The sequence below is a fragment of the Limosilactobacillus frumenti DSM 13145 genome (assembly GCF_001436045.1).
Classification (GTDB): Bacteria; Bacillota; Bacilli; order Lactobacillales; family Lactobacillaceae; genus Limosilactobacillus; species Limosilactobacillus frumenti.
In genome coordinates this window covers 1-12882 of sequence record NZ_AZER01000011.1, presented here as the reverse complement: position 1 = coordinate 12882, position 12882 = coordinate 1, and the positions used below count along the sequence as shown (strand labels likewise).

The 12882-nt window shown below is 41.5% G+C and carries 10 protein-coding genes; 7 read left to right on the top strand and 3 right to left on the bottom strand.

The features are described 5' to 3' along the window. Nucleotides 1–69 precede the first annotated feature (69 nt). Complete coding sequence (locus FD27_RS02180) at nucleotides 70–891, top strand: DNA-binding domain-containing protein (RefSeq protein WP_235802995.1); 822 nt, start codon at nucleotides 70–72, stop codon at nucleotides 889–891. 139 nt (nucleotides 892–1030) lie between these two features. Here FD27_RS02180 and FD27_RS02175 read toward each other — a convergent pair whose 3' ends face one another. Next, nucleotides 1031–2578: a YfcC family protein gene (locus FD27_RS02175; RefSeq protein ID WP_057748835.1), complete on the bottom strand. Its 1548-nt coding sequence runs from the start codon at nucleotides 2576–2578 to the stop codon at nucleotides 1031–1033. 197 nt (nucleotides 2579–2775) lie between these two features. On the opposite strand from FD27_RS02175, the gene FD27_RS02170 reads away from it, so the two are divergent. Together FD27_RS02170 and FD27_RS02165 are read left to right on the top strand one after the other, a co-directional pair. Continuing rightward, the gene (locus FD27_RS02170; RefSeq protein WP_057748831.1) at nucleotides 2776–4068 is read left to right on the top strand and encodes a sensor histidine kinase; all 1293 of its coding nucleotides are present in this window, start codon (nucleotides 2776–2778) and stop codon (nucleotides 4066–4068) included. After that, a complete protein-coding gene (locus tag FD27_RS02165; protein WP_057748828.1) occupies nucleotides 4068–4901 on the top strand; it encodes a response regulator in 834 nt (277 codons plus the stop codon). Before FD27_RS02170 ends, FD27_RS02165 begins: the two co-directional genes overlap by 1 nt. A 58-nt stretch (nucleotides 4902–4959) precedes the next feature. Here the strand turns inward: FD27_RS02165 and add are convergent, their stop codons facing one another. Beyond that, nucleotides 4960–5976, bottom strand: a complete 1017-nt coding sequence (gene add, locus FD27_RS02160) for an adenosine deaminase (RefSeq protein ID WP_057748825.1) — start codon at nucleotides 5974–5976, stop codon at nucleotides 4960–4962. Nucleotides 5977–6133: 157 nt separating this feature from the next. On the opposite strand from add, the gene FD27_RS02155 reads away from it, so the two are divergent. Together FD27_RS02155 and FD27_RS02150 are read left to right on the top strand one after the other, a co-directional pair. After that, nucleotides 6134–7471 carry an NCS2 family permease gene (locus FD27_RS02155; protein WP_057748822.1) on the top strand — a complete coding sequence of 446 codons (1338 nt, stop codon included), beginning with the start codon at nucleotides 6134–6136 and terminating at the stop codon, nucleotides 7469–7471. Nucleotides 7472–7486: 15 nt separating this feature from the next. Further along, nucleotides 7487–9253, top strand: coding sequence for an adenine deaminase C-terminal domain-containing protein (locus FD27_RS02150; protein WP_057748820.1), 1767 nt, complete (start codon nucleotides 7487–7489; stop codon nucleotides 9251–9253). A 143-nt stretch (nucleotides 9254–9396) separates the two neighbouring features. Here the strand turns inward: FD27_RS02150 and FD27_RS02145 are convergent, their stop codons facing one another. Further along, nucleotides 9397–10050, bottom strand: a complete 654-nt coding sequence (locus FD27_RS02145; protein ID WP_057748817.1) for a histidine phosphatase family protein — start codon at nucleotides 10048–10050, stop codon at nucleotides 9397–9399. 151 nt (nucleotides 10051–10201) lie between these two features. Here FD27_RS02145 and FD27_RS02140 point away from each other — a divergent pair, with 151 nt between their 5' ends. Beyond that, the gene (locus FD27_RS02140) at nucleotides 10202–10471 is read left to right on the top strand and encodes a hypothetical protein (protein ID WP_057748813.1); all 270 of its coding nucleotides are present in this window, start codon (nucleotides 10202–10204) and stop codon (nucleotides 10469–10471) included. A 126-nt stretch (nucleotides 10472–10597) separates the two neighbouring features. After that, nucleotides 10598–12730: an LTA synthase family protein gene (locus FD27_RS02135; RefSeq protein WP_057748810.1), complete on the top strand. Its 2133-nt coding sequence runs from the start codon at nucleotides 10598–10600 to the stop codon at nucleotides 12728–12730. Nucleotides 12731–12882 lie beyond the last annotated feature (152 nt).

Genomic DNA, 12882 nt, shown 5'->3' with positions numbered 1-12882 from the left:
CTTGTGAAATGATAAATTCGCGGAATTTAATTTACACCAACATTTTGGACTTGACCGAATTTTTATATTGTGGATCGTGATAAGAAACAGCAACAATTACTCAAGAAAGCAATTGAACGCGATTTTGATAACTCTATTTTGGGAATTACTGACAATCCCGATGAAGCTTACCAAGACGTTTTACGATTAAGTGTCGATATTATATTTATTAATTACCAGCTTAAACCATATGACGGTCACCAGTTAATGCGCAAAATCCAACAAAGTCACCACCATCCCCACTTCATTTTGATTGGCAAGAAATTATCACCAACCATTAAGAGTCAGATTTTCAAGGACGATGCTGATTACCTGCTCGATGAACCACTAAACATGGAAGAACTGAATAAAATAATGCGCCTAACCATCGAAAACATCAGAATGTCCCGACGTTTACTGCAAATTCTCGACCTGGTCAGCGGGGCCGCTAACCACCACACAGAGTCATTTGACTTTAAAACTAAACGCGAACAACGAGCAAAATCAATCCTACGTTTCCTGGGGATTTCTGGCGGGCTGGGGGTTCCCGATATTATTCGGATTATCAAAATGATGATCGAACAGGAATGCTCATTTGATGACCTGGATTTAGAGAAAATCTACCACTTTGATAGTGAAGGTAAGAAGGTCCTCCTCCAACGGATTCGCCGTGACTTGAAAAAGGGGTTAAACAACCTTGCTCACATCTGTGTCACATTTAATACTGATGATAAAATTCTTGAATATGCTAACAACCTCTACAGTTTTGAAAGCGTCGAGAATGAAATTAAGTTTTTGAAGGGCAAACGAAAATCCGGTGGTCGAATTGAGGTGGAGCAGTTCTTCAATGGGTTAGTGCAAGAAGTTGAGTGAGTGCCGAATCGGCAACTAAGCTCTAATGAATATAGTAACGATCTAAATCTAGGTATTTATTCCCGTATAAATGTGTGCAATATAACAAGTAAAAAAAGTGGCTGGAGAAAATTCTCCAGCCACTTTTTAATGTTCAAAATTAGTTCATCAGAACTTCAGTTACTAGGATTCCACCACCAAAGATGAGGACGAAGGCAACGACTGGCCAGACAAACCGTACCCAGTGTGAGTACTTCATGTCGAGCATTTGCAGAGTAGCCATAACTAGTCCCGTTGGTGCTAAGAACAGCATTGCGTATTGACCGAATTGGTAGGCGGTAACAACGATGTACCGTGGAATATGAACTGTATCGGCCAATGGTGCCATGATTGGCATAGCAAGCACTGCCAAGCCAGATGAGGATGGCACAATGAAACCAAGGACGAAGAAGATCAGCATCATCATGATGATGAAAACAGAACCAGACATGTGCCGAACCATTTCTGATGATTGGTACAAAATGGTATCAGAAATGTAACCATCGTTCAGGATGTTGTTAATCCCCCGGGCTAACCCAATGATCAGGGAAACCCCAACTAAACTGGCAGAACCACGTGAAAAGGCTTCGGTAGTTTGGTATTCACCTAACCCGTTCTTATGGCCAAAGCAGGTTAAGAACATAATAATGACAGCAATCAGCAAGAATGATGATGCCATTTCTGGGAAGGCCCAACCCTTAGCCATCACTCCCCAAATCATGATGATAAAGGAAGCAGCGAACAGAACCAAGATGATCTTCTTCTTTAATGTGAAGGTCAGGTCTTTTTCTTCGGTTGAGTCCATTGACCACATTGCATCGAACTTAGCCTTATCTTCGTAGGTGTATGAGAATGATGGATCTTTCTGAACCTTGCGTGCATACCAGTGCAGGTAGAAAAGCAGGCAGATGACAGCAACGGTGAACCCAACAATACGGCCAGTCATCCCCTGGGTAAATTGCGTTCCGGCAGCATTAGAAGCGATTACCACTTGGAATGGGTTAATGATCGAGAAAGTTGTCCCAATTGAAGAAGCGAGGAAAATAGCCCCAACAACCACAATTGAGTCGTAACCCATTGCGATAAAGACCGGTGCCAGGATTGGATAAAAGGCCACGGCCTCTTCTTCAATCCCACAAAGGGTCCCCCCAAAGGCCAGCAATACTGCAACCATGAAGACTAAGATAAATTCTTTCCCCTTGGATTTCTTTGTCAAAGCCTCCAGGCCGGATTCAAAGGCCCCACTAGCTTTAACAACCCCAATCAATCCACCAAGGACAAAAATGAAGATCATAATGTCAACGGCTTCCATCGTCCCATTAACCATACTAGTAAAAATGGAATAGAGACTAGCTGGGTGTTGCTTTAAGCGCTTGTAAGTTCCTGGAACAGAAACTGGCTTACTAATGGCCCCTGACTTGAATTGATCAATATCAATTTGCACGTTCAATTTCTTCAATGAAGCCTGTGTAGCTGGCATTGTTGTCTTTTTACCACTTGGTTGGGTAACCGTTAATTCATTATGTCCATAAGTCAATTTAGAATATGAACCAGCGGGAACGAACCAAGTCAGAAATACTGAAATAACCGTCAGGAAAAACAGAATGGTGAAAGCGCCGGGCATCTTCAATTTCCATTTTTTCTTTGGTTGCTCAACTGTTGCATCCATAACCTTTACTCCTTACCTAAATAATAATTGCTAATCATCAAACACCTGCAGAATCGGAATTTCACAAGTTGTATAATGATAAATGAATATTAATTATTGATAGATATCTGTAACTAATCACGTTTTTAATTATAGAAAGCGCTTTCCGCAATCATCAAAGTTCTTCAAACTTAATCACATCTAATTAAGGAGTTCACATGCTTAAAAACATCAGCTTCCTCCATTATCGTAAATACCAGCGTATTATTATCGCGGCCATATGTGTGGCTTTGGCTTCTCAGGTGCAGTTAAACGCTTTTACACCGGGATTCATCATTGCCCTCTCGGCATTATTACTGCCTATTTTTTTATACTTCAACCAAGACATTCACCCATTGCAACTCGGCTGCGCGATTGCGATCGCGTCACCTGTGTTTCGTGGTGTAGTGCTGCTGCTTACGAAAAGCTCTGCCCATGTTGTCACTTATACGGTTGCTGATATCGTATACTTTCTGTTATATACATTAATTTACTATTTATTGTATTGGCGGTTGGTGTACCATAACGACATTGCCTTTTTCCTGACAATTATTATTTGTGATTACGCCGCAAACGTGTTAGAGATTGGCCTATTAACCGATTTCGCTGGTTACACGATTCACGTCCTAGCAGTGGTTTTCGCGGTAGCATTAGTGAGAGCTACCCTTGCCTCACTAATTGCCTTCCTCCTTCACTACTTTCAACTCTTAATCGTTAATAGTGAAGAACACGAACGGCAGTATTACCACTTTATTTGGGTGGCTTCTGCCGTCAAAAGTGAAGTCTATTTCATGCGTAAAACGATTAATGACATTGAGCGCGTTACAAAAAATGCGTACTTATTAAACGAACGGCTTAAAGATGAGGGCCACACAGAAGAACAAAAGATGGCCTATGAAATTGCCCAACATGTCCACGAGATTAAGAATTCTTACCAAGATGTTATTAAAGGGTTGGGCGATTATTTCAATGACCAGAATAATGTTCCAATGCATATGGACGATATTTTAAAGATTGTATCATCTTATACCCAGATGATTATCCGCAGTCGCCACCTATCTATTAACCTCGTTGTCCACAACACCGTTAATTGCACTGTCCCAGAACATTATTACCTGGTTACAATCATGTCTAACCTCATCCTAAATGGGATTGATGCCATTGGTAATAAGCGTAACGGTGAAATTCTAATTCAAGTCAGCCAGAATAGAGCTGATATTCAACTAGCAGTCACGGACAATGGATCTGGTATTCCCCGGGAAATGATTCCATTAATCTTCAAACCAGGCTTTTCAACTAAGTTTGATCAGTCCGGTGATATTTATCGGGGGATTGGCCTCTCCAACGTGCAAACAATCGTTCAAGAGCAGTTTGCGGGGCAAATCAAAGTCGATTCACAGCCCCATGTGGGGACCACTTTCTTCGTAACAATGAATAAAGATAAGCTCACCAGCAGTCAGGAGGAAAAATAATGAAGTTCTATCTTGTTGATGATGAACAATCAATCTTGTACGTTTTGCAAAACATCATTGAACAAAACTTTGATGATGAAGTGGTCGGGATGAGTAGCAATCCCAAAAAAGCCATTAATGAAATCCAGCTCCGCGATGTTGATATTGTCTTGGTCGACCTTCTGATGCCCGAAATTTCTGGAATTGATCTCATTGAGACCATTAAATCAACTAAACCGCAAATCCGCTTTATCATGATTTCTAAAGTCCAAGATAGTGACATGCGGGCAAAGGCCTACCAAGCCGGAATTGAATTTTTTATCAATAAGCCGCTAAATATAATTGAAATTAAATCTGTGATTGCAAAAGTCGAGCAAAACATCAAAATGTCCGCCCAATTATCCTCAATTTCTGCAATGGTCAACCAATTTAATGGCCAACCGGATCCCGTTAACAATCAACTTCACTCTTCGACTGATCGAGCAACAATAGTTCTTAAGTCTCTAGGCATGTTCTCAGAACGGGGCGCCAGCGACATTTTGCAAGTTATCAAAATGATGAAGCTTCATCATCAGAATTATCGCAGCTTAGATCTCACGGAAGTGTTGGGTATTAATAATCATGAAAAGAAGATCATGGAGCAGCGAATGCGGCGGGCGATTAAAGTCGGGTTAGTCAACCTTAGCAATCAGTTAATTGATAATCCATATGATGAGCAATTGAGTACCCATGCTAACAATCTGTTTGGTTACGAAAATGTTCACGCTCAGATGTTGCACCAACAAGGTAAGCAACTCACCGGTGGACGTATTGCCATTCAAAAGTTCATGGATGGCCTGCTAGATGAAGAATAAATAAAGGGAGCTACGGTTAAGTACCGTAACTTCCTTTATTTTTGGATTAAATTATGGTTTAGTGCTTAGCTACGTAATCATTGAGTTCCTTTAGGTAAAGGGCTTTTTGTTCATCTGAAATCCAACTGGTTTCAAATGAGTTCCGTGCTAACGTGATGACCTGGTCACGAGTCAAATTGAACTTAGTGGCGATTGCATAGTAGTTATCGCCAATATAGCCACCAAAGTAAGCTGGGTCATCAGAGTGGATTGAAACCTTAACCCCCTTCTTTAAGAGCTCCAGAACTTCCTTACCCTTCATTTCCGGACTAACAAATGAGTTGGAAAGTGGGCAGGAAGTAAAGCCAATCTTATTCTTAGCAGCAAAGTTAACTAGGTCTGGATCTTCCACCACGTTGGTCCCATGGTCGACCCGTTCAACGCCAATCACTTCAAGTAATTCACGAATATGTTCAATTGAATCTTTTTGATCAATATCCGCATGAGCAGTCAAGTGAAATCCTTCAGCACTCGCCTTAGTGAATTGGTTAAAGAATTTCATTGGTGGATTATTGTGTTCGTCAGAATCCAGACCAACCCCAAGAATTTTATCCTTGTAATTGAGTGCCTCTTCTAGAGTTTCACGTGCAGAGTCACGAGAAAAGTCACGTAAAAAACACATGATTAAACGTGCATCAATGTTCAATGCGCGAGCATCAACAGTCGCCTTGTATAGGCCATCAATAACTGTCTTAAAGGAAATTCCTCGAGACATGTGAGCTTGTGGATCAAAGAAAATTTCCACATGGCGAACATTATTTTTAACAGCTCGATGGAGGTAGTCCATTGCAAGATCATAGAAATCTTGTTCTGTTTGAAGAACGTTCATCGCTGGGTAATAAACGGCCAAGAATGAAGCTAAGTCATCATATTGGTATGATTGGCGAACTTCTTCAATCGTTGATTGACCAATATTTACGTGATTACGTTTAGCCAATTTCAATTTTAATTCTGGTTCAAGTGTTCCTTCGATATGTACGTGAAGTTCCGCTTTTGGTAATCCTTGGGTAAATTCCTTCGTAATTTCAGTAGACATGAACTAAGCCTCCAAATTAAAGTTCGTTTTTTTCTAACGTTGATGCTATTGTATCACCAAAAAATTCGTTTTCAATAGTTTTTACGAACAAATTACCTTGATTTTCGAATTATAGTGTGCAATAATCCACACATACTGATTCAAAGGAGTGTAAATCGTGAGTAAAACACGAACTTTATCCGGAGGGATTGATCGTGCCTTCCATATCTCAGAGAATGGGTCCTCTATTAAACGGGAATCTTTAGCTGGTTTAACAACCTTCGTTTCGATGGCTTACATCCTATTCGTTAACCCGTCTGTTTTAGGTGATGCGGGGATGAATAAGGGGGCTGTTTTCACCGCTACAGCCCTGTCAGCAATTTTAGGTTCCTTATTAATGGGAATTCTTGCTAACTACCCAATCGCCATTGCCCCTGGTTTAGGTGACAACGCCTTCTTTACTTACTCTGTTGTTATTGCCATGGGAATTCCATGGGAAGATGCCATGGCGGGGGTCCTGGTTGCTTCAGTTCTCTTTACTATCCTGTCCTTCCTGAAAGTTCGGGAAATTGTGATTGACGCCATCCCCCAAGATTTAAAATACGCGATGGCTGCCGGTATCGGGATCTTCATCTCATTCGTTGGTCTCCAAGGAGGGGGCTTAATTGTTGCCGACAAATCTTCATTAGTTGGTATTGGTTCCTTTACCGTTCCGACTGTTTGGTTAACCATCTTCGGCATCTTTGTCATTGCGATCTTAATGGCCAAAAAGGTTCCTGGTGCGATCTTCATCGGTCTAGTTGCAACGACTTTGTTAGGGCTCTTCACCGGTTTGATTAAGGCTCCCCACCATATCATTTCGATGGCCCCAAGTCTGAAGCCAACATTTGCTGTTGGTCTAACACACCTATCTGTGATGTCCGATCCTAAGATGTGGGCAGTTGTATTGATCTTCTTGCTCGTGGCATTCTTTGATACTGCTGGTACCCTAATTGGTTTGGCTCAACAAGCCGGCATCATGAAAGACAATAAGATGCCACGGATCGGCCGTGCTTTAATGGCTGACTCCTTATCAATGCTTGGTGGTGCCTTCATGGGGACTACCCCTACCTCTGCCTACGTTGAATCATCAGCCGGGATCGCTATCGGTGGTAAGACTGGGTTCACTGCAGTTGTTGTCGCATTTTTCTTCCTGTTGAGCATGATTTTCTCACCATTGCTGACCGTTGTTACTACCCAAGTAACTGCCGCTGCACTGATCGTTGTTGGTGTATTGATGGTTTCTGCTTTACGTGACATTCACTGGGATCAATTTGAAATTGCCTTACCTTCTTTCCTTGTCGTGATCGGCATGCCTTTGACCTACAACATTTCTTATGGGATTGCTTTTGGTTTCTTAACTTACCCAATCCTGATGACTGCTGCTGGTCGCCGCAAGGAAGTTAACGGCATCATGTGGTCGATGTTGATTGTCTTCGTTGTCTTACTCTATGTCTTGAACATCTTGCCTAAATAAAGTGGAGGCTTTCTCATGTCAAAAACCAATCTAAGTGACTATATCGATGCTGGGGCCGCAAAGATTCCTGCCGACCTGGTGATTACTGGTGGAACGTTAATTAACGTTATTACTGGTGAATACTATAAGGCTGACGTCGCCATTTATGATGAGCGGATTGTCGCCGTTGAAAAGGACGTTACTGATTATGTTGGCCCGCATACTAAGAAAATTGACGCCACTGGCAAATATCTTGCCCCAGGGCTGATTGATTGTCACATTCATGTTGAATGTAGCAAGCTTAGCATGACCCGTTTCGCACAAGCAATACTCCCACACGGGACAACCAGCATTGTCTCTGGTTTAGACGAATACATCTCAGTAATTGGGATAGACGGTTTGAAAGAAATTTTCAAAGAGATTGATAATTTACCATTCAACGTCATTTGGGGGTTGCCTTATAAGACCCCATATACTATCCCAAGATCAACGATCTCTTATGACGTTACGGCTAAGGATCATGCTAAAATTCAACGTGACCCCCGTTGTTTTGGGGTCTGGGAAACTGTTCGGGAATCCGTTGAAACAAAGGATCCTGATACGATGAAAGTATTAGAGTTAGCTGAACAAAACCACCAACCAATTTTTGGTTGTTCACCAATGGCTCGTGGCAAGGCCTTAAATCAATACCTGATGAGTGGTGTCTCGGTCGACCATGAAAGTTATTCCCACGAAGAATTCCTAGAAAAAGCCCGAAAAGGTATCCACACTGTTATTCGTGAATCGGCAGTCACTAAGTTTTTGAACGAGAATATTAAATCAATCACCGAGAATGTCGCCGGCGTCGCTCGGCACACAAGTTTCTGTTCTGATGATGTGAATGCCACAAATATTCTATCGGTTGGTCATATTGATCATATGGTCCGGTTGGCGATTAAAGATGGCGTGAGTCCAATGACTGCAATTCAAATGGCTACTATCAATGCGGCCGAAGCATATCATATTGACGATCGTTTAGGTTCAATTGCTCCAGGTAAGCGTGCTGATATCTTACTCGTTGATCATCCTGGAACATTTAATGTGGAAACCGTCATTAGTCAAGGTTGCCTTGTCTACGCTGATCAACAGGAACAGTTTGACTTCAAAGTACCTGATCGTTCTCCACAATTAACTTCTACCGTTCACCGGCAATCACTAGTGGCTAGTGACTTTCAATACAAAACTGACCATGCAGATGGCGCTGCCCTTGTAGAAACGATCAATAGCATTGGACCGTTTGTCCGGAAGCGGCGGGATGTCGAACTACCAGTAGAAAATGGAATTATTAAGCCTGATGCTAATCAGGACGTTGCTTTGGTTTCAGTCGTAGAACGTTACGGAATTAATGGCAATGTTTCGCATGGCTTCATCTCTGGTTGGTCCTTCAAGAAGGGGGCAATAGCTACTACTGCTGCTCCAGATGACAACAATATGGTTGTTGCTGGAGTCAATTATGAGGATATGGCGTTGGCTGCTAATAAATTGATTGAACAAGGTGGTGGCCAGATTGTCGTGGTTGACGGTCACGTCGTTGCTAACTTACCATTACCGATTGCTGGGATTTGCTCCGATCTGCCAGTTCAGGAACTGGCTAAACAGGAAAAGGCATTACAAGAAGGGGCACGTGAAATTGGCTCTAAACTACCAGACCCGATCTTCTACCTCTCATTCCTACCAATCACCGCAATTCCCGATTTGGCAATTACTGACGGCGGTAATGTTGATTACACTCAATTAAAGTACTTTAATCCAGTATTGAATTAGAAAATATGAAAGCGGATTACTCAGCAGTATTTGACTGAGTAATCCGCTTTTACGTGTCATTTATATTTAGTTATATTGTGATTCGTGAATTGTTAATTACTGCAACATAGTCTAGAAAACTCGACTGACACCATGTTTTGCCATTAAATGTCATACTCTTCAATCTTAAATTGGTCGTCAGTCAACGTTGCCTTCGTCAAACTACCGTTCTTTGGACGGACCGTAACATCATACTTTCCGCCACCAAACTTCTCAACCAAACTCAACAAAGTATTACCGTGACTAACCCATAATACATTCGCATTGTCTGGTAAATCAGCATCCCGAATCAGCTGAATTCCCTTGTTCATCCGGTTCCAGTATTCTTCATTATTTTCGGCATCGTGGAATGGATCAGCATCTTTCAACCAATCTTTGGCTTGACCAATTGAGTACTTAGTAACAATTTCCTTGAAATTCTTAAAGCCGTGAGGAGCCCCCGCGTTGTACCAAGCTAAATCCATGTTCGTTCCTTCATAGGAACCGTAAAATTCTTCCCGAAAATATGGTGAAACAACTGGTTGCTTAACAGAATCTGCCTGATTCATTTTCAAAATTGTTCCGATAGTTTCCATCGCCCGAGTAGTGTCAGAACAAAAGGCACCATCAAAGTGAACATCTTTCAGCCGTTCGCCAGCATCCTTAGCATTTTGCTTACCTTTTTCGGTTAATGGAGAGTTACTCCATCCTTGTAGTTTATTGTAAATGTTGTAATAAGTTTGTCCGTGCCGCACTAAATAAAGGTTTAACTTTGTCATCTTTATAACCTCCTCGTATTAAATATCCGTCTCAATTGTAGCGCTTTCTTTCCCTTAGCAACAACTCATTAATAAGCATTCTTTTAACGTGATTTCATAGTATCTTCACATCCCCTTTGTAAACTAAATACCATAGAAAGAAGGGATATTGATGACACTTCGTGAAATAAATACCCACTCTAATGTTGTTGCGGCCCAAATTATTCGAGTAACTAATCGTTCGGTGAGTGTTCAAACTGAGGACGGACAGCAACTAACAATTCCCCTCAGCCAGCAATACCGTCGTGACCAAGCGCGGTTAGCCTCATTACGTGATATTTGGCGAAACAAAATTTGGATTCCCGTTAATAAACAACTTCATTCATTATTTGTAACCGACTGGTTGGTAATGCCTCAGCCGGTATTGGCAAGTAATTATTAACAATTAAGATTTAACTACAATTATCTTTGACGAAGAGTTTCTCAATAATCTGTGATAAAATACTGTTGATTCGCTATTTTCAATAGCAAACTCAAAGTATGATCTCGATTGCGAGGAACTCTTTTTATGAAGAAACTAAGCAAATTCGTGAACACTAGGATTGGTTTTTACGTTCTCCTAGTTGTTCTTTTTTGGTTTAAGACTTTATTTGCTTATTTTACTGACTTTAAGCTCGGTGCAGAGGGAATCTTCCAATATCTCATTTTATTAATCAACCCCCTGCCCATCACTGCATTAATTTATAGTTTTGCATTCTACTTTAAGCGTTCACGATTCTTTTACCCCGTGTTAATGGGGCTCGATATTGCTAATTCGCTTTTGTTATATTTAAACGTCATTTACTACCGTGAGTTTACGGACTTTATGACCATTGCGACGATGACTGGCTACTCCAAAGTTAATCAGGGGCTGAGTGGTTCTTCCTTAGCATTGACTAACCTGCATGATGCCTTCTATTGGCTGGATATCGTCATCATCCTCGTCCTGATGCTAACTCGGCAAATTAAGTTTGACCCTCGAGCACTTAGCTCGCGCCTTTCATTTGCGTTTACTTCCATTGCAATCACAATGTTTGGCGTTAACCTTTCATTAGCTGAAATGAGTCGTCCCCAATTATTAGGACGAACCTTTGACCGGACTTACATCGTTAAATACCTCGGGATTGATGCCTTTACTGGTTACGACCTCGCTAAATCTCAGCATATTAATAATATGCGCCAGAGTGCGACTAAGTCTGAATTATTGAAGGTCAAGAAATTTACTGACAAACACTACGCTAGCCCCAATCCGCAAATGTACGGTATTGCTAAGGGACGAAATGTGATTGTCATCCACTTGGAAAGTTTCCAGCAATTTTTGATTGACCGCAAAGTTAACGGTCAAGAAGTCACCCCATTCCTGAACTCTCTTTATCACGGAAAAGATACCTATGCATTCGATAACTTCTTCCACCAAGTTGGTCAAGGAAAAACGAGTGATGCTGAAAACATGTTGGAGACGAGTACCTTTGGTTTACCACAGGGCTCACTATTTGCCACTTTAGGTAGTGATAATACGTTCCAAGGGGCGCCTGCAATTCTTAACCAGCGTGCCGGTTACACCAGTGCTGTTTTCCATGGAAATGTCGCTTCGTTCTGGAACCGGAATAATGTTTACAAGAACCTTGGCTATCAATACTTCTTTGATGCATCGTACTACGATACTTCAGGTGATAAAGCCACCGGTTATGGGTTAAAAGACAAGTTATTGTTCAAGGACTCCGTTAACTACCTGCAAAATCTACAGCAGCCCTTCTATACGAAGTTCATTACGGTGACTAACCACTTACCCTATGATCTTGATGACGAAGATAAGGACCCGAACTTCACCACAACTAATACTGGTGATACCACTGTCGATAACTACTTTGTCACTGCTCACTATCTTGACCAGTCATTACAAGAATTCTTCAATTATCTGCAGAAAACCGGACTCGATAAACACTCAGTCATTATGATTTACGGTGACCACTATGGAATTTCCAATAGTGAAAACACTTCATTGGCCAGCGTCTTCGGCAAATCTGCAGATGATTGGACAGACTTTGATAATGCATCCCTGCAACGGGTACCATTGATGTTTGTTATTCCAGGTTCTGGTGGTCACGGTGGTATTTACCATCAGTATGGTGGGGAAGTGGATGTTCTACCAACCCTCCTTCACCTGTTAGGAATTAGTTCCAAACGCTATATTCAGTTTGGGACTGACCTTTTCTCAAAGGAACACAGTCAAGTGGTGGCTTTCCGTAACCGTGATTTCGTCACACCACACTATAGTTCAGTCAATGGCGTCATTTACGATAATCACACTGGTAAAGTTGCTAAATTGACGAAGAAGCAAAAGAAACAGTTGAAACGCGATCAAAAGCTTGTTAACACGGAACTTACCCTTTCAGATTCATTAAATGAAAAGAACCTGTTACGGTTCTACCATCCAAAGGGATTTAAACCGGTTAAGGCCGCTGACTACAATTATTCCAATGGTCTGAAACATGAAAAGCGGATCGAAAAAGAACTGGGGCTGAAGTCAACCAGTATTTTCTCCAAGAACAACAACCGTTCAACAGTTGATGATTACTCGACGGATGCACCTGAGCAGAATCACTCATCAACTGATTCTAACCGGATTAAGATTACTAACCCGGATGCTAACAATAAATAGAATATAAACTAAAAGGGTTGTGACATAAGTCACCTATATAGTTGAAAATGCTACAGCGCAGTACACAAAGGGACTCTAGCGTTCGGAAAATCTGAACTGAAGTGAACCCCCATAGTTGGACAAATACATCCAACTATGGGGGTTTAGTATGG

Bases quoted from the DNA above. Each gene is read 5' to 3' on its own strand.
- FD27_RS02175 (WP_057748835.1), bottom strand. From the start codon at position 2,578: ATGGATGCAACAGTTGAGCAACCAAAGAAAAAATGGAAATTGAAGATG.
- FD27_RS02170 (WP_057748831.1), top strand. From the start codon at position 2,776: ATGCTTAAAAACATCAGCTTCCTCCATTATCGTAAATACCAGCGTATT.
- FD27_RS02165 (WP_057748828.1), top strand. From the start codon at position 4,068: ATGAAGTTCTATCTTGTTGATGATGAACAATCAATCTTGTACGTTTTG.
- add (WP_057748825.1), bottom strand. From the start codon at position 5,976: ATGTCTACTGAAATTACGAAGGAATTTACCCAAGGATTACCAAAAGCG.
- FD27_RS02150 (WP_057748820.1), top strand. From the start codon at position 7,487: ATGTCAAAAACCAATCTAAGTGACTATATCGATGCTGGGGCCGCAAAG.
- FD27_RS02145 (WP_057748817.1), bottom strand. From the start codon at position 10,050: ATGACAAAGTTAAACCTTTATTTAGTGCGGCACGGACAAACTTATTAC.
- FD27_RS02140 (WP_057748813.1), top strand. From the start codon at position 10,202: ATGACACTTCGTGAAATAAATACCCACTCTAATGTTGTTGCGGCCCAA.
- FD27_RS02135 (WP_057748810.1), top strand. From the start codon at position 10,598: ATGAAGAAACTAAGCAAATTCGTGAACACTAGGATTGGTTTTTACGTT.